At 63.2% G+C, this 19,172-nt stretch carries 16 protein-coding genes; 14 read left to right on the forward strand and 2 right to left on the reverse strand.

The window, feature by feature from the left end:
* Window positions 1-2: 2 nt before the first annotated feature.
* Together ACSQ3L_RS12985 and ACSQ3L_RS12990 are read left to right on the forward strand one after the other, a co-directional pair.
* The gene (locus ACSQ3L_RS12985; protein ID WP_436160313.1) at window positions 3-1,073 is read left to right on the forward strand and encodes an ABC transporter ATP-binding protein; all 1,071 of its coding nucleotides are present in this window, start codon (window positions 3-5) and stop codon (window positions 1,071-1,073) included.
* Window positions 1,074-1,154: 81 nt separating this feature from the next.
* Complete coding sequence (locus ACSQ3L_RS12990) at window positions 1,155-3,503, forward strand: beta-glucosidase family protein (protein WP_436163422.1); 2,349 nt, start codon at window positions 1,155-1,157, stop codon at window positions 3,501-3,503.
* A gap of 223 nt (window positions 3,504-3,726) precedes the next feature.
* Here ACSQ3L_RS12990 and ACSQ3L_RS12995 read toward each other — a convergent pair whose 3' ends face one another.
* Window positions 3,727-3,945 (reverse strand): hypothetical protein, encoded by a 219-nt coding sequence (locus ACSQ3L_RS12995; protein ID WP_436163570.1) that lies wholly within the window; start codon window positions 3,943-3,945, stop codon window positions 3,727-3,729.
* On the opposite strand from ACSQ3L_RS12995, the gene ACSQ3L_RS13000 reads away from it, so the two are divergent.
* From ACSQ3L_RS13000 to ACSQ3L_RS13040, 9 genes are all read left to right on the forward strand, one after another.
* A complete protein-coding gene (locus ACSQ3L_RS13000; RefSeq protein WP_436163423.1) occupies window positions 3,944-4,870 on the forward strand; it encodes an ABC transporter substrate-binding protein in 927 nt (308 codons plus the stop codon). The two genes, ACSQ3L_RS12995 and ACSQ3L_RS13000, sit on opposite strands and share 2 nt — an antisense overlap.
* Window positions 4,871-5,045: 175 nt before the next feature.
* Window positions 5,046-5,870 (forward strand): ABC transporter permease, encoded by an 825-nt coding sequence (locus ACSQ3L_RS13005; RefSeq protein WP_436160314.1) that lies wholly within the window; start codon window positions 5,046-5,048, stop codon window positions 5,868-5,870.
* Between the two features lie 13 nt (window positions 5,871-5,883).
* Complete coding sequence (locus ACSQ3L_RS13010) at window positions 5,884-6,687, forward strand: ABC transporter ATP-binding protein (RefSeq protein WP_436160315.1); 804 nt, start codon at window positions 5,884-5,886, stop codon at window positions 6,685-6,687.
* 44 nt (window positions 6,688-6,731) lie between these two features.
* Window positions 6,732-8,336 (forward strand): GMC family oxidoreductase, encoded by a 1,605-nt coding sequence (locus ACSQ3L_RS13015; protein WP_436160316.1) that lies wholly within the window; start codon window positions 6,732-6,734, stop codon window positions 8,334-8,336.
* Between the two features lie 134 nt (window positions 8,337-8,470).
* Window positions 8,471-9,745, forward strand: coding sequence for a flavin-containing monooxygenase (locus ACSQ3L_RS13020; RefSeq protein ID WP_436160317.1), 1,275 nt, complete (start codon window positions 8,471-8,473; stop codon window positions 9,743-9,745).
* 53 nt (window positions 9,746-9,798) lie between these two features.
* Window positions 9,799-10,215 (forward strand): RidA family protein, encoded by a 417-nt coding sequence (locus ACSQ3L_RS13025; protein ID WP_023809426.1) that lies wholly within the window; start codon window positions 9,799-9,801, stop codon window positions 10,213-10,215.
* A 5-nt stretch (window positions 10,216-10,220) separates the two neighbouring features.
* Window positions 10,221-10,895 (forward strand): DUF1028 domain-containing protein, encoded by a 675-nt coding sequence (locus ACSQ3L_RS13030; protein WP_436160318.1) that lies wholly within the window; start codon window positions 10,221-10,223, stop codon window positions 10,893-10,895.
* A 21-nt stretch (window positions 10,896-10,916) separates the two neighbouring features.
* A complete protein-coding gene (locus ACSQ3L_RS13035; protein WP_436160319.1) occupies window positions 10,917-12,407 on the forward strand; it encodes an aldehyde dehydrogenase in 1,491 nt (496 codons plus the stop codon).
* A gap of 49 nt (window positions 12,408-12,456) precedes the next feature.
* On the forward strand, window positions 12,457-13,413 hold the full coding sequence (locus ACSQ3L_RS13040; protein ID WP_436160320.1) for a LysR family transcriptional regulator: 957 nt from the start codon (window positions 12,457-12,459) through the stop codon (window positions 13,411-13,413).
* A 7-nt stretch (window positions 13,414-13,420) separates the two neighbouring features.
* Here the strand turns inward: ACSQ3L_RS13040 and argE are convergent, their stop codons facing one another.
* Window positions 13,421-14,587: an acetylornithine deacetylase gene (gene argE, locus ACSQ3L_RS13045; RefSeq protein ID WP_436160321.1), complete on the reverse strand. Its 1,167-nt coding sequence runs from the start codon at window positions 14,585-14,587 to the stop codon at window positions 13,421-13,423.
* Window positions 14,588-14,862: 275 nt separating this feature from the next.
* Between argE and ACSQ3L_RS13050 the strand changes: the two genes are divergently transcribed.
* The 3 genes from ACSQ3L_RS13050 to ACSQ3L_RS13060 all read left to right on the forward strand — a co-directional run bounded on the left by ACSQ3L_RS13050 (window position 14,863) and on the right by ACSQ3L_RS13060 (window position 18,859).
* On the forward strand, window positions 14,863-16,932 hold the full coding sequence (locus ACSQ3L_RS13050; RefSeq protein WP_436160322.1) for an NAD(P)-binding protein: 2,070 nt from the start codon (window positions 14,863-14,865) through the stop codon (window positions 16,930-16,932).
* Window positions 16,933-17,015: 83 nt separating this feature from the next.
* Window positions 17,016-17,618: an ANTAR domain-containing response regulator gene (locus ACSQ3L_RS13055; RefSeq protein WP_352863495.1), complete on the forward strand. Its 603-nt coding sequence runs from the start codon at window positions 17,016-17,018 to the stop codon at window positions 17,616-17,618.
* Between the two features lie 2 nt (window positions 17,619-17,620).
* On the forward strand, window positions 17,621-18,859 hold the full coding sequence (locus tag ACSQ3L_RS13060) for a CmpA/NrtA family ABC transporter substrate-binding protein (RefSeq protein WP_436163424.1): 1,239 nt from the start codon (window positions 17,621-17,623) through the stop codon (window positions 18,857-18,859).
* The last annotated feature ends 313 nt before the right edge of the window (window positions 18,860-19,172 follow it).

The following is a 19,172-nucleotide window of genomic DNA, read 5'->3' on the forward strand; positions in this document are numbered from 1 at the left end:
CAATGTCCAGTGTATCCGTCCGAAAAATCAGGAAGTCCTTCGCCGGTCTCACCGTGCTGGATTCGGTCGACATGGAGATCGCTCCCGGCGAATTCATCGTCATTCTGGGTCCCTCGGGGTGCGGAAAGTCGACCCTGCTCAACGTCATCGCAGGACTTGACGATTGTGACTCCGGCCAGATCGTGATCGACGCGGTCGATGTCAGTGGCCTGGAGCCGAGCCAGCGCGGACTGGCGATGGTGTTTCAATCCTACGCCCTTTTCCCTGCCATGACCGTGCGGCGCAATCTCTCCTTCGGCATGGAAGTCGCCGGCACGCCCAAGGCGACGATCTTGCAAAAGGTGGACTGGGTGGCGAAGCTGCTGCAGATCGAGGCACTGCTCGACCGCAAGCCGAGCCAGTTGTCCGGCGGTCAACGCCAGCGTGTCGCGATCGGCCGAGCACTCGTGCGCTCGTCCAGCATCTGCCTTTTCGACGAACCGCTGTCGAACCTCGACGCCAAGCTGCGCGCCGAGACGCGCGTCGAACTCAAGCAACTGCACGAGACGCTGAAGTCGACCATGATCTATGTGACGCATGACCAGATCGAGGCCATGACGATGGCGGATCGCGTCGCCGTGATGCACAAGGGCAGGGTCGAGCAGTTCGCCCATCCTCAGTCGATCTACGAGAAGCCGGCAAGCCTCTTCGTGGCCGGCTTCGTGGGGTCGCCTGCCATGAACCTTCTCTGGGGCAGCCTAGACGGCAAGGGGCGCTTTCTGGCCGGTGAGCGCGGCATCAACGCGTCCGCCTATTCCTTCGAAGATCCTTCGACCGCGGGCGAGGCCGTGCTCGGCATTCGCTGCGAGGACGTCGGCATCGTCGAGCCAGAGTCGCCCGACAGTATTCTCGCCAGACTTGCCTTCACCGAACTTCTGGGCGCCGATGCGCTCGGTTGGTTCGATTGCCTGGGCAAACGCATGAGCGTCAGGCTCGGCGTCGATGCCGCCCGCTCTATGCGCAAGGAGGTCGGCCTGCGGTTCGACATGGCCAAGGCCTCCTTCTTTTCAGCGGCCACCGAACGGCGGTTGTGAGAAAAGCGAGAGCCCGATCAACTGGCGGCACAAACGCCGCCAAAGCATCCATGGAGATTTCGGTTGTCGTATGAAAGACTGATGGATGGCGCGTTCGATGCGCTGATCGAAGAGATGACGGATGCGGAGAAGGTGGCGCTTGTTTCGGGCCATCGCATGTGGAAGTCGGCGGCGATCGAGCGTCTGGGCATCCCGCAGATCGTCATGACCGACGGCACCTACGGGGTGCGTTACTCCATTCCGCAGATCGACGGGGATGAAGCCGGGGGCCAGGATTTCGCGGCGTTTCTCTCCGTGGTCAACCAGAAGGCGGATGACGTGCAGATCGCCTGGGGACTGATCAGGCCCGCAACCTGCTTTCCAAACGGCTGCAGCATTGCCTGTTCGTGGGACATGGACCTGGCGCGTGGGCTGGGCGAGGCTCTCGCCCGCGAATGCCAGGAAGCGGGCGTTCATCTGCTGCTCGGACCGGGGATCAATATCCGCCGTACCCCGCTTGGCGGCCGTTCCTATGAATATTATTCCGAAGACCCGATCCTTACGGGGGATTTCGCGGCCGGTGTCATCGGCGGCCTGCAGGAAAACGGCGTCGGCGCGTCGCTGAAGCATTTCGCTTGCAACAATTCCGAAGTCGAGCGGACGACCATGGATTCCGTAGTCGAGGAACGCGCGCTGCGCGAGATATATTTTCGCGGTTTCGAGCGCGCGATAGCCAAGGGCGATCCCTGGACCGTCATGAGTTCTTACAATCGCCTGAACGGCGTCCAGGCGGCCGAAAACCCTTGGCTCCTCGACGAGGTGTTGCGAGGCGAGTGGGGCTATGACGGCCTAGTCGTCTCCGATTGGCATGGCATCAAGGATCGACCGGCGTCGCTGATGGCCGGCAACGACCTCGACATGCCGGAAAGCGAAACGCGCAAGGCCGACCTGCTGGAGGCGATCGAGGCGGGCAGGGTGGACCGAGCCGTGCTCGACAGGGCCTGTGCACGCATGCTCGGCCTGATCCGGCGCGCCAAGCACGGGGAAGTCCGGGGACGGGTTTTCGATCGCGCCGAGCATCATGCGCTTGCCCGGCGGATGGTGGCCGAATCCATCGTTCTCCTGAAAAACGACGGCGCACTCCTGCCAATCTCGCCAGCGAAGGTGAAGCGTCTTGCGATTGTGGGCGAGGGAGCCCGCATCCCCGTCATCCAGGGTTCCGGCTGCGCCACGACGCCACCGACCTCGGTCGACGTGCCGCTGGATGAAATCCGGAAACTAGCCGGCGCCGATATCCAGATCGACGTGTTCCAGGGGACGAGCGGGATCGCCGAGGAGCGCCAGGCGCTGATTGTTGAGGCCGAGAAGGGTACCGCCGGGGCCGACATCGTCATCGTGTTCGTCAATGTGGAGAGCGGCTATGACGGGGAGGGCTCCGACCGCCGGACGCTCGATCTGGCCCCTGGCCATGATGAACTGGTCGAACGGCTTGCCGCCGCCAATCCAAATCTGGTCGTCGTCATTGCCAGCCCCGACGCCGTCGTCATGCCGTGGATCGACAAGGTGCCGGCCGTGGTCGAAACGTTCTTTTCCGGCCAAGCCATGGGCGGCGGCCTTGCCGATGTCCTGTTCGGCAGGGTCAGTCCGTCCGGCAAGCTCACCACGACCTTCCCGAAACGGGTGGAGGACATGCCGACACATCTCACCTATCCGGGCGAGAACGGGCGCCATGTCTATAGCGAAGGCATCCATGTCGGCTATCGCTGGTACGATGCTCGCGATGTCGAACCGCTTTTTCCGTTTGGCTTCGGCTTGAGCTTTACCGAGTTCGCCTATTCCGATCTCTCGCTGGACCGGTTGGAAATCCGGCGCGGTGAGCGCGTCTGCGCGAGCTTCACCGTGACCAACACCGGCACGGTGGAAGGCAAGGAAATCTGCCAGCTCTATGCCCGTTACGGCAAGCCTCGCCTCAAACGGCCGATCCGCGAACTGAAGGGTTTCTGCAAGGTTGCGCTGCGCCCCGGCGAGAGCCGCCGGATCACCATCGAGCTGCCGGCGCAGGATCTCTGCGCCTTCGATCCGGTGCACGGGGGTTGGACGCTCGACAGCGACACGATCGCCATCGAGGTGGGTGCGTCCTCGCGCGACATCCGGCTGATGGCGGATTTGCGGACCATCTCAGCCGTCTCGGAGCATCGGCGCATCGAAAGGGATACGCAGCCGGCCTTCGTGCTTCAAAATCCGGACGCGCGTCGAAAATTCATCGCGTTTCTGCAGAGCCAGTTCGGCATCTCCGCGCAGGAGGCGGACACGATGCTGGAGCACTGCGCCAACTCCTTCGTCGGCATCTTCACGACCTTCGACCGTCGGTTTCGCCAGCGGTTTCCGAAAGCCGACATCGAAAGGCTGCTGCGCGAGATCAACGGCGAGCGGGACGATCAAGCCGCTTGAGTTGGGCCGGACGCGTGCCTGTCTCGGTCCAGCCTATGGCCGGCGCGCCGCTGAAAGAAGAGCGGTTCAACGTCTGATTCATTGAACCGCTCCAACCATTTGTTTTTGTGCAATTCCGGATGGAAGGCGACCGGTCCAAGGCTGGCGTGCTGATGGCGAAATCGCGATGGCGCGGACGCAGCACCGGTCTGATTAGGTCCAGCCTAAGCCGAACGACTGAAAATCATAATTTGTGCAGCGCACCCAACGTGCTTTGCTTCACCGTCGGCTGAAAGAGAAACAAAAAGAACGTCAGGCGGCAGGCTCCGGCGATGCGTCCGGAGTTGGTTCGGTCGGGCTGGGAAAATGCCCGATTCAGAAAAACAGGGGAACGTGTGATGACGACAATAATCTCGAAGTTTCGCCGGGCCGCGCTTGTGGCCGGGATTGCGCTGAGCGCCATGTCGGTGAGCCTCCACGCCGAAGCTGGCAGCTTGAAACTGGGCATGACGACCTGGGTAGGATACGGGCCGCTCTTTCTTGCGCGTGACATGGGCTACTTCAAGGAAGGGGGTCTCGATGTCTCGCTCGAAATCATCGAGGAAGCATCGATGTATATGGCAGCTGTTGCCGCCGGCGAGCTCGATGGCAGCGCCTCGACCATAGACGAGATCATGAAGTATCGTTCAAAGGATGTCTGCTTCAAGTCGGTCTATGCGCTGGATGACAGCCATGGCGGCGATGGCGTGCTCGCACCCAGCGGGATCAAGAGCGTCGCGGATCTCAAGGGAATGGAAGTTGGGCTGAACGAAGGCTCGGTGTCGCAGTTCTGGTTCAATATCCTGCTCAAGCAGGCCGGTCTCACTCAGGCCGATGTGAAGATCACCAACATGACGGCGGACGATGCCGCCGCCGCCTTCATGGCCGACCGCATTCCTGTTGCCGTCACATGGGAACCGCATCTGACGCTGGCCAAGAAGGAAAACAAGGGACAGGTCCTGGTCGACTCCTCGAAGACGCCCGGCTTGATCGTCGATGTGGTGGCGCTGAACTGCGACTACATCACGAAGAACCCCGGCGATGTCGAAGCGCTGGTCAAGGGTCTCTACAAGGCCAATGAATTCATCAAGGAAAATCCTGAGAAGGCTTACGAGGTGATGGCCAAGGGTGTCGGCGGCTGGCTGAAGGATCCCAAGGACTTCGCATCCTCCGCCGCGGGCGTGAACTTCTACGGCAAGCAGCGCAATGTCGAATTCTTTGCCGGCGGCGAGAGTGGGGAAGCTGGCAAGCTGATCAAGCTGGGCGGCGATATTTGGGGCGGCTTCGGCAAGCTCAAGATGGACATCAAGTACGACGACCTCGTTGATACATCCTTCCTTGCGAAGTGACTTGGCCTTGCGAAGTGATTTGGCCTTGCGAAGTGATTTGGCCCTGCCAAGTAACTTGACCTTGTAAAGTGATTTGGCTGAACCGGAGGCGGACCTCGCGCCTCCGGTCCAAACGGCCCAAAAAGGTTATCCCGTGACACTAGCACCGAACACGAGCTCTCTGGCCAGCAATGGCGTGACCACGAGAGTGGAAAAGGCTCAGGCCGGTCGATCCGCCCTGAAAGTCATCTCGACACCGTTTCGGGCTGTGCCGCGCTCTCTCTCCATCACGCTGGGCGTCATGGTCTGGTTCGCGGTCATCGGCGGCTGGTTCGCGCTGACCTATTCCGGAGCGGTCAAGGAAACGTTCCTGCCCCGCCCTGAATCCGTGTTGTCCACCACGATCAGTATGGCATCCGACGGGTCGCTGTGGGAGCATGTTTTCGCCAGCGTCCAGGTGGTGTTGATCGGCTTCGTCATTTCGAGCGTCGTGGCGGTGCCGCTCGGATTGATGATGGGCACCTACCGCGTCGTCCAGGCCGCGCTCGAACCGCTGGTCAATTTCATACGCTACTTGCCGGTGACATCCTTCGTGCCGCTTTTCATCCTGTGGATCGGGATCGGCATAGAGCAGCGCGTCGCCGTCATCGTCTTCGGCGTCTTCTTCCAGCAACTGGTCATGATCGCCGACAGCGCCCGTAGCGTCCAGCGCGACCTCGTCAACGCAGCCTATACGCTCGGCACGAAACGAGGCGACACGGTGTTCCACATCGTCTTTCCGGCCACGCTTCCGAATGTTCTGGATGTCTTGCGTGTCACCATGGGCTGGGCTTGGACTTATCTCGTCGTGGCCGAACTCGTCGCCGCCCGCAGCGGACTTGGCTACATCTCGCTCAAAGCCATGCGTGGCTTCCAGGTCGACGTGATCTTCATGGCCATCGCCATGATCGGCATCCTTGGTCTTTGCACCGACCAATTGTTCCGGGGCATCCGCCGCCTCGTCGCTCCCTGGGCCAATTGAGGAACACGCAGACATGGACGCCCTGAACCTTACGACGAAACCGAAGAGTTCCGACATCGGCATCGACAATGTCGTCCTGCGCTACGGCAAGGGTGACAATGCGGTCCTGGCGCTGGACGGCATTTCGTTTCATGTCGTGCCCAACGAGTTCTGCGTGATCGTCGGCCCCTCCGGCTGCGGCAAGTCGAGCCTGCTCTATCTTGTCGCCGGTCTCGAGGAGCGCACCGGCGGCATGATCGTTGTCGGCGGCAAGCCAGTTACCGAGCCGGGTCCCGATCGCGGCATGGTGTTTCAGGCCTACACGCTGTTCCCCTGGCTAACCGTCGCGCAGAACGTCGAATATGGCCCGAAGCGGAAGGGCATCGCGCCGGCCGAGCGCAAGGCTATTGTCGAGCATTTTCTCCACGAGGTCGGCCTGGCAAAGTTCGCCAACCATTACCCGTCGCAGTTGTCGGGTGGCATGAAGCAGCGCGTGGCGATTGCCCGTGCGCTCGCCAATGATCCGGACGTGCTGCTCATGGACGAACCCTTTGGGGCACTAGACAGCCAGACCCGTCACAGCATGCAAAAGCTTCTCTTGAGGATCTGGGATCATTCCAAGAAGACGGTCCTGTTCGTTACCCATGACATCGATGAGGCGATCCTGCTGGCGGACAGGGTGCTCGTCATGTCCGGCCGGCCTGGCCAGATCAAGAAGGAAATCCGCGTCGGCCTCCCGCGCCCGCGCAGCATGGATCTGGTCATGGAGCCGAACTTCATCGCCATGAAGCGGGAAATCCTCGAGCTCTTGAAGAACGACGAAGACGACGAGCACTAGGTGGCATCGGTGGTCTTCGGTGTGGAATATGAAGCAGGCACGCCATGAGCATTGAGGCGACGGAATTCGACTATATCGTCATTGGCGCGGGCTCGGCCGGCTGTGTCCTGGCCAACAGGCTGAGCGCAGACCCGGCAGTTCGTGTCTGCCTGATCGAGGCGGGCGGTAGCGACGACCGCACCCGGGTGCGCGTGCCGGCCGGCATTCTCTCGCTCTACGGCAATCCGAACTTCGACTACGGCTACAAGGGAGTGCCGCAGCCGCTCCTCAACAACCGCCGCATACCGGTCAATCGGGGCAAGGTTCTTGGCGGATCGAGTTCGATCAACTCGATGGTCTACATTCGGGGCGCCGCGCAGGATTACGATGAATGGGCAGCGCTTGGCTGCGCCGGGTGGTCCTATGCCGATGTCCTGCCGGTCTTCAAGAAATTGGAGCGGAACCTTCTGTCGCAGGACGCCGCCTATCACGGGTTCGACGGCGAATTGCTGGTCGACAATCCGCGCGATCCCAATGTCGTATCCAGGCTGTGGGTAGAGGCGGGCAGGGGCGTAGGCCTGCCCGAGAACCGCGATTTCAATGCAGGCGGCCAACTCGGCCTCGGCATCTACAACGTCACCCAGAACAGGGGCGAGCGCTTCTCGGCCTACACCGCCTTTGTCCGGCCGGTTCTCGGCCGCCCGAATCTGCGGATATTGTCAGGCGTCGAGGTTCTCGATTTGGCGATTGAACGCGGGCGCGTCACCGGCGTCAACGTGATCAGGGACGGGGCAGCCCAACGGCTGGGATGTCGGGCCGAAATGGTCCTGAGTGCGGGTGCGATCGGATCGCCGCGCATTCTGCTTGCTTCCGGCATAGGTCCGGCGCATGAGCTGAAAGCAGCGGGAATTGAACCCGCGGCGAACCTGCCGGGCGTCGGCAAGAACTTGCGCGACCATGTCGACGGCATGATCACGGTGCGATCGAACAGCCGCAAGACGCTCGGCCTCTCGCTCGCCAATCTTCCGGCGATGCTGGCGGCGCCCTTCCAATATTTCGCCCGGCGCAAAGGCATGCTGACGACCAACTATGTCGAAGCCGGCGGCTTTGCCAGGACGAAGTATGCCGGGAGCGTGCCCGACATTCAGTTCCATTTCGTGCCGGGCTATCGCAGCCATCGCGGTCGGCTCGTCGAATATGGTCACGGCTATGCCGTGCACACCTGTGTGTTGAGACCCGGGAGCGTCGGCGAAATCACGCTTCAGCGCGACGGCACCCGCCGCGATATGCTCATAGACCATCGTTTCTTCAGCGACGAACAGGATGCCCTGACCCTTGTCGAAGGCATTAAGGTCGCGCGTTCGATCCTTGCTTCGCCGGTTTTCGGCGGCATCCGCGGAGCGGAAATCCTGCCTGGACCCGACGTGAACACCGACGACGAGATCCTCGCCTATCTGCGTGCCGAGGCGCTGACCGTCTATCATCCGGTTGGCACGGCCAAGATGGGCAACGACGCCATGGCGGTGGTCGATCCTGCCGGCCTCAAGGTGCGCGGCTTCGACAATCTGCGCGTCGCTGATGCCTCCGTCATGCCAACGTTGATCGGCGGCAACACCAATGCGCCATCCATGATGATTGGTGAAAAAGCGGCTGTGGCGATGCTGGCCTAGCCGCATTTAGGGACAAGCTAACCACTGCCACATGAAATCGTAATTTTCGCTATCCGGTCCCTCCAGTAAACCAACGATCAGACCTCCGCCGCATCCGCAGAAACTCTCGGGGAGAGCCAGAAAGGGCCGCTGAAATGCCAGTCGAAACAGTAGACACGCTTGTTGTTGGCGGCGGCCAGGCGGGGTTGGCCATGAGCGAGCATCTGAGCAAATGCGGCGTGCCGCATCTCGTGCTCGAGCGGAGCCGCATTGCCGAACGCTGGCACTCCGAAAGATGGGACTCGCTGGTTGCCAATGGTCCGGCCTGGCACGATCGTTTTCCCGGCATGGAGTTTCCGGATGCCAGCCCCGATGCCTTTATCGCCAAGGAGAAGGTCGCGGACTATTTTGTCGCCTATGCCGACATGATCGCCGCCCCCATCCGCTGCGGTGTGGAAGTCAGGAAGGTGCAAAGGCTTGTCGGCCGTGCCGGCTTCCAGGTCGAAACTTCGGATGGGGTGATCGAGGCCAGGAGCGTGGTTGCCGCCACCGGCGCTTTCCAGCATCCCGTCATCCCGGCCGTCGTTCCCGGGGATGCCGGACCGATGCAGATACATTCCAGCGCCTATCGCAATCCCGGCCAGTTGCCCAAAGGGACGGTTCTGGTGGTCGGCTCAGGGTCCTCGGGAGTGCAGATCGCCGACGAACTCCAGCGTGCGGGAAGACGCGTCTATCTCTCGGTTGGGCCGCATGACCGGCCGCCGCGCGCCTATCGCGAGCGTGACTTCTGCTGGTGGCTGGGCGTTTTGGGCAAGTGGGATGCCCAGGCGCCAGCGCCCGGCACCGAACATGTCACCATTGCGGTCAGTGGTGCGCGGGGCGGCCAGACGATCGACTTCCGGCGCCTTGCCGCGCAAGGCATGACGCTGGTTGGTCGGACGGAATCCTACAAGGACGGAGTGATGACCTTCGCACCCGATCTGGCCAAAAATATCGCGCGCGGCGATGCGAATTACATGTCGGTGCTGGACGAGGCCGACGCCTATGTCGCCCGCAACGGCCTTAACCTTCCCCTGGAGCCCGAGGCCCGCAAGATCGGGCCGGACCCGCAATGCATGACCGATCCCATTCTCGCGCTGAACCTGGCGGAAGCCGGGATAGGTTCGATCATCTGGGCAACGGGATTCACCGTTGATTACAACTGGCTGAAGGTCGACGTGTTCGACGAAAAGGGCAAGCCCAGGCATCAACGCGGCGTGTCGACCGAGCCCGGGATCTATTTCCTCGGTCTGCCATGGCAATCGCGGCGCGGATCGAGCTTCATCTGGGGCGTCTGGCACGACGCCCAGCATGTGGCGGACCATATTTCCACGCAGCGCAAGTACCTGGCCTATCATGCGTCCGCAAAGCGCGAGACCAAGGTGGCATAGACACGGCATCTGAAACGGATCTCGACCTCGAGCCTGACCTGACGGAGACCAAGATGGCGCATACAAGAATTCGCAAATTCAACACCAAAGACACCTATCCCGAACAGAAGCTCGACAATGATCTGTGCCAGGCGGTCGTTACGAGAGGCGGCAGGACCGTCTATCTGCGTGGTCAGTGTCCGCAGGACCTCGACACGGCCAAGAATATCGACAGCCATGATCCGGTCGAGCAGACGCACAAGGTCATGCAGAACATCCGCCAGCTGATCGAGGAGTGCGGCGGCACCATGGAGCACCTAGTCAAGGTGGTGGTCTACATCACCGACGTGCGCCATCGCGAGGCGGTCTACCGCACTATGGGCGAGTACATCAAAGGCGTGCATCCCGTTTCGACCGGCCTTGTCGTGCAGGCCCTGGCGCGGCCGGACTGGCTGGTCGAGATCGACGGCACCGCCGTTATCCCGGACTAATAGCGATGACCTTTTCGATTGTCGCGCGGTGCAGCCGCACCGGCATGTTCGGGGTCGCGGTATCCTCCTCGTCACCGGCGGTGGCGGCGCGCTGCGCCTATGCGCAGGCTGGCGCCGGCGCCATTGCCAGCCAGAACGTCACCGATCCGTCGCTTGGGCTGCGCGGCCTCGAATTGCTGGCGCGCGGCGCGTCGGCCGCCGAGGCGGTTGCCATATTGAAGCGCACCGGCGCTTATCCCGAATACCGGCAGGTGCTGGCTGTCGATGCCGCTGGAACGACCGCGATCCATTCAGGACCCAAGGCGCTTGGCATCTGGGCGGAAGCACGCGCGGACAATGTCGCTTGCGGCGGCAACATGCTGGCCCATGACGGCGTGCCGCAAGCCATGGTCGAGGCCTTCCTGGCGTCGGAAGGGCATCTCGGCGACCGCCTCATCGCAACCATGCGTGCCGCATTGAAAGCGGGCGGCGAGGCCGGTCCTATCCATTCCGCCGGCATGAAGCTGGTGCGCGAGGTAGCGTGGCCGGTCGCGGACTTGCGCTGCGACTGGACCGACGACTGCCCGATCGAGCAACTGGCAAGCTTGTGGGAACTCTACAAGCCACAGCTCGATGCCTATGTGACCCGCGCGATCAACCCATCCCATGCGCCGAGCTACGGCGTGCCGGGCGATGAATAGTCAGGACAGGGGTCACCTTCGATGAGCGAGCTCAGCCACAAGGACTGGATCGGCAAGGCGTCGGCTATCCGTTTTCGCGACAAGGCGTTCATCGACGGCAAGACGGTTGCTGCGCGTTCGGGCCGTACCTTCGCCAGTGTCAATCCGGCAACCGGCGAGGTGCTGGCCGAGGTGGCGTCCTGTGGCGAGGAAGACATCGATCTGGCGGTTGCCGCCGCGCGGCGCAGCTTCAATGCCGGCGTCTGGTCGCGCACCAGTCCGGCGCACCGCAAGGAGGTCTTGCTGCGGCTGGCACAGCTGTTGCGCGAGAACCTGCATGAACTGGCGCTGCTCGAATCGCTCGACATGGGCAAACTGGTCAGAGATGCGGCCACGGTCGACATCCCCGGTTCGGCGGCGATCTTCCAATGGTATGGTGAGGCCATCGACAAGATCTATGGCGAAGTGGCGCCGACCGGCGAAGGCGATCTGGTGTTGGTGCGGCGCGAGCCGCTTGGCGTGGTCGGCGCGGTGGTGCCGTGGAACTTCCCGCTCGACATGGCGACCTGGAAGTGCGCGCCGGCGCTGGCGGCGGGCAATTCGGTAGTGCTCAAGCCCGCCGAACAGTCGCCTCTGTCGGCTCTGCTTCTGGCGGAACTGGCTGTTGAAGCGGGCCTGCCGGCGGGCGTGCTTAATGTGGTGCCCGGCCTTGGCGAAACCGCCGGCCAGGCGCTTGGCCGCCACATGGATGTGGATTGCCTCGCCTTCACCGGGTCGACCGCCGTGGGCAAGCTGTTCCTGCAGTATTCCGGGCAGTCGAACATGAAGCAGGTCTGGCTGGAAACCGGCGGCAAGAGCCCGAACCTCGTCTTTGCCGATTGCAGCGATCTCGATGCGGCGGCCGATATGGCGGCGTTCGGCATCTTCTTCAACCAGGGCGAGGTCTGCTCCGCCAATTCGCGCCTGCTCGTAGAGCGCAGCATCAAGGATGCCCTGGTGGAGAAGCTGGTGCAGCGTGCGGCGGCCACGCAACCCGGCGATCCGCTCGATCCGACTTCGAAAATGGGCGCCATGGTCGACAGCCGCCACGCCGCCAATGTCATGCGCTTCGTCGAGGCCGGCAAGAAAACCGCGCGCCTGGTCGCGGGCGGCGACCTGGTCACGGTCAACGGGCGCGGCAGCTTTGTCCAACCCACCATCTTCGACGATGTCGCGGCTGCCGATCCGATTGCCCGCGACGAGATCTTCGGGCCGGTGCTTTCGGTTATCGCCTTCGACGACGAGGCCGACGCGATCCGCATCGCCAATGACAGTCCATACGGGTTGGCCGCATCGCTGTGGACCGACAGCCTGTCGCGCGCGCACCGCATCGCCGGCCGGCTGCATGCCGGCACGGTTTCCGTCAATACCGTCGACGCGCTGAGCCCGATGACGCCGTTCGGCGGCTTCAAGCAATCCGGCTTCGGCCGCGACCTGTCGCTGCATGCGCTGGACAAATACACCGCGCTCAAAACGACTTGGATCAAGTACTGATGGGCGCCAAGGCTTGATCGAAGCCCCCAAACCGGCAACATAGCCAGCCATGCCGCTACGCTTCACGCTCAGACAGCTGGAATATTTCGTCGCCGTGGGCGAAGCCGGCTCCATCGCCAAGGCGGCCGAACAGGTCAATGTGTCGCCGCCGTCGATTTCGGCGTCCATCGCGCAGCTGGAAACGGAGTTCGGCGTCCAGCTTTTTGTCCGCAAGCACTCGCACGGCCTGTCGCTCACAGCCGGCGGCCGCGTCTTCCTGAAGGAAGCCGCCCGGCTGCTCAACGACGCCGACGCCTTGCATGACGTCGCCGGCGATTTTGCCGAGAAGGTGCGCGGCCCGCTGGCGGTGGGATGCCTGCTGACCTTTGCGCAGATCGTGCTGCCGGCGCTGCGCATGCGGTTCGAGCGCGCCTATCCCGATGTGCGCGTGCGCCAGTTCGAGCGCAATCAGGGGCAATTGCTCGAGATGCTGCAGCGCGGTGAAATCGACCTCGCCCTGACCTACGATCTCGAACTGTCGCAGGACATGACCTTCGAGCCGCTGATGCTGGTGCCGGCCTATGTCATGCTGCCGGCGGGGCATCGCTTCGCGGCAAAGGCGTCGATCACGACGGAGGAGCTGGCCGACGAGCCGATGGTGCTGCTCGACCTGCCGTTCAGCCGCGAATATTTCCTGTCGGCGTTCCACCAGCGGGGAATCCGGCCCAACATTGCCGAGCGCACCGGCGACATTGCCGTCATGCGTTCCATGGTGGCCAACGGTTTCGGCTACGGCATCGCCAATATGCGGCCGCTCAACACGCTGGCGCCGGACGGCAAGCCACTGGTCTTCGTGCCCCTGGACGGTGATCTGCGGCCGCTGACCATGGGCGTCGCCTTGCCCAGCTCCGAACACCGCACGCAAACCGTCCAGGCGTTCATCGACCATTGCCGGCATTTCGTCGTCGAGCAAGGCGTGTTCGGCGCCGAGCGGGCCGTCGGCCAGGCAGCAGTTCCGCAGAGATAGCGCCCGGTTACGCCAGATGAAGCTGCTGGCCGGCAAGCCGCCGCAGCAATTTCTCCAGCATGTCGTCGCAGCGGCGCATTTGCTCGACGCTGACGAATTCGTCCGGCTTGTGCCCCTGCGCCATCGATCCCGGTCCGCAGACGACCGTCGGTGTGCCGAGATCGCGGCTGAACAGACCGCCCTCGGTGCCGAAAGCGACCTTGATGGTGTTGTTGGCGCCGGTCAGCGATTTGACGAAAGCGACGGCTTGCGAACTGGCTGGTGTGTCCAGGCCGGGATAGGTGTTGGTGATGTCGATGTCGATCGCCGCCTCGGGCGCGATGGCCGAGGCATCAGTGGCGATGCGCGCGGCTTCGGCGCGCAGGCGGTCGAGGATCTCGTGCGGGTCGTCGGCCGCGATGTTGCGGATCTCGAAGTCGACCTGGCAGAGGTTCGGCACGATGTTCAGCGCCACGCCGGCGTTGATCTTGCCGACATGGACGGTCGTGTAGGCAATGTCGTAGTCGCCGTCATGCGCGCCGTCGCGCGCCAGCCGGTCCTGTTCGCGGCGCAAGGCGGCGACGAAGTCGCAGCCGAGATGGATGGCGTTGAGCGCCAGCGGGGCCAGCGCCGAATGGCCTTCGCGTCCCTTGCAGAGGGCGCGTGCGGCAAGCTTGCCCTTGTGACCTGTCGCCACCTGCATGTCGGTCGGCTCGCCGACGATGCACAGCAACGGCCGTTGCGGAGCTGCTTGCAGCATGTCTATCAGACTGCGGACACCGATGCAGCCGATCTCCTCGTCGTAGGAGAGTGCAAGGTGCAGCGGCGTGCGCAGCGTCATTTTCGAGGCCTTGAGGCACGCGGCGAGCGCGCAGGCGACGAAGCCCTTCATGTCGGCGGCACCGCGCCCATAGAGCTTGCCGTCGCGTTGCGTCATCTCGAAGGGCGGCAGCGTCCAGGCCTGCCCGTCGACGGGAACGACATCGGTGTGGCCGGACAGCATGATGCCGGAAGCGCCGGCTTGCCCGATTGTGGCAAACAAATTGGCTTTCTGGCCATCCTCGCTGTGGATGATCTGGCAAGCGATGCCATGCGCGTCCAGCAGGTCCGCCACATAGCCGATGAGAGCGAGGTTCGAGTCGCGGCTCACCGTCTCGAATGCGATCAGCTTTTCAAGGATATCGATGCTGTCCATGCGTCTCATGTCTCGTTGGCCGTGTGGGCTATCTAACATCGCGCGGCGGCGGCCTTGAAGTCGCATTTGGCTCAGCAGGGATTCAGCGGATGCTAAGCCGGGCGAGCGCGATTAGGCGTGGCCTAATCGGCACAGAAGAAATCTGTTGTTTTCCGGCGCCCGCTGCAACTTATGAATGCTCTCACGGCATCACCCACTGGCCGGCCGACTTGCGCCACGGCTCGAAACCATGATCGGGCATGTTGCAAGGCGACACTGGCAGGAAGGCAAATTCCATGCGCGATCCACGCTACGACATTCTGTTCGAGCCCGTGAAGATCGGTCCGGTGACCGCCAAGAACCGCTTCTATCAGGTTCCGCATTGCAATGGCGGCGGCTACCGCGACCCTTCGGCCGCGGCCGAGATGCGGCGCGTCAAGTCGGAGGGCGGCTGGGGCGTCATCTTCACCGAGCAGACCGAGATGCACCATACTTCGGAGATCACGCCCTTCATCGAGCTCAGGCTCTGGGACGACGCCGATATCCCGGCACTGGCGAAGATGGCCAAGGCCATGCATCAGCATGGTGCGCTGGCCGGCATCCAGCTGGCCTATTCAGGCATCAACGGTCCGAACCTTTACACCAAGGAGGTGCCGCGCGGACCGTCGGCCTTGCCGATCCGCACCTTCACCAATGATCCGGTGCAGGCGCGCGCCATGGACAAGCAAGATATCCGTGACCTGCGCCGTTGGCACCGCAATGCCTTCAAACGTGCCCGGCTGGCGGGCTTCGACCTGGTCTGCCTCTATGGCGCGCACGGCTTCGGCATCATCCAGCACTTCCTGTCCACCGCCACCAACCAGCGCAGCGACGAATATGGCGGTTCGCTGGAAAACCGCTCGCGGCTGATGCGCGAGCTGATCGAAGAAGGCAGGGATGCCATCGGCGACACTTGCGGCCTGACGCTGCGACTGTCGCTGGACGAGATGATCGGCGAGCTTGGCTTCGCCAATTCCGAAGTGCGCGACATGATCGAGATGCATGCCGACCTGCCCGATCTCTGGGATCTGGCGCATGGCGCCTGGGAGGACTGCTCCGGGCCGTCGCGGTTCAAGGAGGAGGGCGCGCAGGAGAGCCTGGTGTCCGGTATCAAGACGCTGACCTCGAAGCCTGTCGTCGGTGTCGGTCGCTTCACTTCGCCGGATGTGATGGTCAAGATGATCAAGTCCGGTACGCTGGATTTCATCGGCTGCGCGCGGCCGTCGATCGCCGATCCCTTCCTGCCGAAGAAGGTGGAGGAGGGGCGGATCGAGGATATTCGCGAATGCATCGGCTGCAACATCTGCATCACCGGCGACATGACCATGTCGATCTCGCGCTGCACGCAGAACCCGACCTTCATGGAGGAATGGCGCAAGGGCTGGCATCCCGAACGCATGCAGGCCAAGGGCGACAGTGACAGCGTGCTGATCGTCGGCGCCGGTCCTGCCGGGCTGGAGGCCGCCCGGGCGCTCGGCCTGCGCGGCTATCAGGTGGCCATCGCCGAGGCCGGCACCGAACTTGGCGGCCGCGTGGCGCGTGAATGCCGCTTGCCCGGCCTCTCCGCATGGGGCCGTGTGCGCGACTATCGCCAGTATCAGCTCAGCCAGATGTCCAATGTCGACGTCTATTTCGAAAGCCGATTGTCGGCCGAGGATATCCTCGCCTTCGGCTTTCAAAACATTGCCGTCGCCACCGGCTCGACGTGGCGCCGCGACGGCGTAGCGCGGGCACATGTCGTACCGATACCCGCGGACCCCGTGATGCCGCTCTATACGCCCGACGATTTGATGAGCGGCAATGTGCCGACCGGCAGTGTCGTGCTGTTCGACGACGACCACTACTACATGGGTGGCGTTCTGGCCGAGCTGATGGCGCGCCAGGGCGCGAAGGTGACGCTGGTGACGCCGTCGGCCTATGTGTCCGACTGGACCCGCAACACGCTGGAGCAGGGCGCCATCCATCGCCGGCTGGCCGAGCTCGGCGTCGACATCGTGCTGAACCGGACCGTGACGCGCATCGTGCCGGGCGGCGTTGCCACGGCCTGCGCCTATACAGGTGGCCAACGTGACATCGCCGCGGACGCCGTCGTGCTGGTGACGTCGCGCCAGCAGGACGACGGTGTCTGGCAAGAATTGAAGGCGCGGCGGGATGAGTGGGCCGACAGCGGCATCCGCTCGATCAAGGTCATCGGCGATGCCGAGGCGCCGGGTCCGATCGCCTGGGCAACCTATGCCGGCCATCGCTTCGCGCGCGAGTTGGATGAAGCCGATATCGGTGACGCGCTGCCCTTCCGCCGCGAGGTCACGGCGCTGGCCGCGGAGTAGGGGCTTGCGCCACGATCGGCGAATGTCAGAATTGTTCGACTATACCGCATTGCACAATTCCCTCGCTTGGTCACAATGCAGGCATGGTTCGAACTTCTCTCGCCGTCCTGGTGATCGATGAAAACCGCATCCGCGCCGCGATCATCGAGGCGGGGCTGCGCGAGGCCGGCCATGAGCGGGTCACCGTCATCCATGACGTGACCGGCATTGCGCGGCGGATCGCCGAGATCGAGCCCGACGTCATCGTCATCGATCTCGAAAATCCGAACCGCGACATGCTGGAAAACATGTTCCAGCTTTCGCGTGCCGTAAAACGGCCGATCGCCATGTTCGTCGACCGCTCCGACCAGGCCTCGATCGAGGCGGCGGTCGATGCCGGCGTGTCGGCCTATGTCGTCGACGGCCTGCGGCAAGAGCGCGTCAAGCCGATCCTCGACATGGCGGTGAGCCGCTTCAACGCGTTCTCGCGCATGGCGCGCGAACTGGAAGAGGTTCGCGGCGAGCTCGAGAGCCGCAAGGTGATCGACCGCGCCAAGGGCATCCTGATGAAGTCGCGTGGCCTCTCCGAAGAGGCGGCCTACACGCTGCTGCGCAAGACGGCGATGAACCAGAACCGCAAGATCAGCGACATCGCCCAGAGCCTGGTGACCGCCGCTGGGTTGCTGGGACCGGCGGAGGACGAATGAGCATGACTGCCGCGCACCAGATCACCGCCGGCTTCATGCCGCTTTTCGACAGCGCCGTGCTGGTCGCGGCACGCGAGCTTGGCTTCGCCGCGCGCGAAGGCATCGACCTCACGCTGCATCGCGAGACGTCGTGGGCCAACATCCGTGACCGCATCGCTATCGGCCACTTCCATCTCGCCCATATGCTCGGACCGATGCCGCTCGCCTGCAATCTCGGACTGACGCCGCTCGCTTCCGAGACCATCGTGCCGTTCTCGCTCGGTCTCGGCGGCAATTGCGTCACCATCTCCAACGCAGTCTGGGCCGGAATGGTGGCGCATGGCGCCGGGGCTGACCTCGATCCAGCGCGCGCCGGTGCGGCGCTGCGTTCGCTGATCCGGGAGCGGGTAGTGGCCGGCCATGACCCGCTGCGCTTCGCCGTCGTGCATCCCCATTCCGGGCACAATTACGAACTGCGCTACTGGCTCGCCGCCTGCGGCATCGATCCAGAGCGGCAGATCGAGATCGTCATCGTGCCGCCGCCCTTCATGGCCGACGCTCTGGCCGCCGGCCGCATCGACGGCTACTGCGTTGGCGAACCCTGGAACAGTGCTGCGGTCGCCGCCGGCACCGGCCATATAGTCACCGTCAAGGCACGGATATGGCGCAACAGCCCGGAGAAGGTGATCGGCGTGCGCAAGGCCTGGGCGGACGAGAATCCGGAAGCTCTGGCAGCACTTCTACGCGCGCTGCATCACTCGGCGCGCTGGTGCCAGGATCCGGCGAACCACGGCGAACTGGCCGCTGTCATGGCGCAGCCCGGCTTCCTCGGCCTGCCGCCGGCGGTGCAGATGCCGATCCTGACCGGGCATCTGCAACTCGGCGGCGGCGCGGAGCGGACGATCGACGACTTCTTCCTGCCTTTCGACAAGGCGGCGAACTTTCCGTGGAAAAGCCACGCGCTGTGGTTCTACACGCAGATGGTGCGCTGGGGGCATGTGGCGCAGACGCCTGATAATCTCGCCATTGCTCGCGACTGCTACCGGCCCGACCTCTACCGCTCGGCGCTGAAGCCGCTTGGCGTAGCACTTCCCGGCGCCAATTCGAAAGTCGAGGGCGCGCTGGGCGCGGCCACCGCGGTTGGCGCGACCGGTGCGGGCTTGGTGCTCGGCCCGGACGGTTTCTTCGACGGCCAGATCTTCGATCCCGACGAGATCGACGCCTACATTGCCGGCCAGAAATCGGCCCGCGCGGGAGCCTGATCATTTCCGCGCCATTCTTGTGCATTGCACAAAAATTATGCGTGCAACTGCTCTGATGAACAATCTTTGGCTGCTGCCCAGCGGGCCGGCATGTCGATGAATCGTGGCATGTCATTGATCTCATTGATGTCTATCGTCTAGTCTGAAACTGGCACGGTTCCTGCTTCTCAATAGGCAGACTCTTCTAGGGTCACGGAACAGGCGTCCAATGGCGGGCGCTACAGGCAAAGCTGCCGCTCAGGTCAACACGCGATCCCGGATGGACGGACGCGCGCGGCCTGGCCGGCGGCTTTTTTGTTTTGATCGACACGCA

Origin of the sequence: Mesorhizobium sp. LjRoot246, assembly GCF_964254115.1 — a bacterium.
GTDB lineage: Bacteria > Pseudomonadota > Alphaproteobacteria > Rhizobiales > Rhizobiaceae > Mesorhizobium.

What these genes read in the sequence shown, in the direction of transcription:
- ACSQ3L_RS12990 (WP_436163422.1), top strand. Translation starts at nt 1,155, where the DNA reads ATGGATGGCGCGTTCGATGCGCTGATCGAAGAGATGACGGATGCGGAG.
- ACSQ3L_RS13035 (WP_436160319.1), top strand. Translation starts at nt 10,917, where the DNA reads ATGAGCGAGCTCAGCCACAAGGACTGGATCGGCAAGGCGTCGGCTATC.
- ACSQ3L_RS13040 (WP_436160320.1), top strand. Translation starts at nt 12,457, where the DNA reads ATGCCGCTACGCTTCACGCTCAGACAGCTGGAATATTTCGTCGCCGTG.
- ACSQ3L_RS13020 (WP_436160317.1), top strand. Translation starts at nt 8,471, where the DNA reads ATGCCAGTCGAAACAGTAGACACGCTTGTTGTTGGCGGCGGCCAGGCG.
- ACSQ3L_RS13010 (WP_436160315.1), top strand. Translation starts at nt 5,884, where the DNA reads ATGGACGCCCTGAACCTTACGACGAAACCGAAGAGTTCCGACATCGGC.
- ACSQ3L_RS12985 (WP_436160313.1), top strand. Translation starts at nt 3, where the DNA reads ATGTCCAGTGTATCCGTCCGAAAAATCAGGAAGTCCTTCGCCGGTCTC.
- ACSQ3L_RS12995 (WP_436163570.1), bottom strand. Translation starts at nt 3,945, where the DNA reads ATGGCGCTCAGCGCAATCCCGGCCACAAGCGCGGCCCGGCGAAACTTC.
- ACSQ3L_RS13050 (WP_436160322.1), top strand. Translation starts at nt 14,863, where the DNA reads ATGCGCGATCCACGCTACGACATTCTGTTCGAGCCCGTGAAGATCGGT.
- ACSQ3L_RS13055 (WP_352863495.1), top strand. Translation starts at nt 17,016, where the DNA reads ATGGTTCGAACTTCTCTCGCCGTCCTGGTGATCGATGAAAACCGCATC.
- argE (WP_436160321.1), bottom strand. Translation starts at nt 14,587, where the DNA reads ATGGACAGCATCGATATCCTTGAAAAGCTGATCGCATTCGAGACGGTG.
- ACSQ3L_RS13030 (WP_436160318.1), top strand. Translation starts at nt 10,221, where the DNA reads ATGACCTTTTCGATTGTCGCGCGGTGCAGCCGCACCGGCATGTTCGGG.
- ACSQ3L_RS13060 (WP_436163424.1), top strand. Translation starts at nt 17,621, where the DNA reads ATGACTGCCGCGCACCAGATCACCGCCGGCTTCATGCCGCTTTTCGAC.
- ACSQ3L_RS13015 (WP_436160316.1), top strand. Translation starts at nt 6,732, where the DNA reads ATGAGCATTGAGGCGACGGAATTCGACTATATCGTCATTGGCGCGGGC.
- ACSQ3L_RS13000 (WP_436163423.1), top strand. Translation starts at nt 3,944, where the DNA reads ATGTCGGTGAGCCTCCACGCCGAAGCTGGCAGCTTGAAACTGGGCATG.
- ACSQ3L_RS13025 (WP_023809426.1), top strand. Translation starts at nt 9,799, where the DNA reads ATGGCGCATACAAGAATTCGCAAATTCAACACCAAAGACACCTATCCC.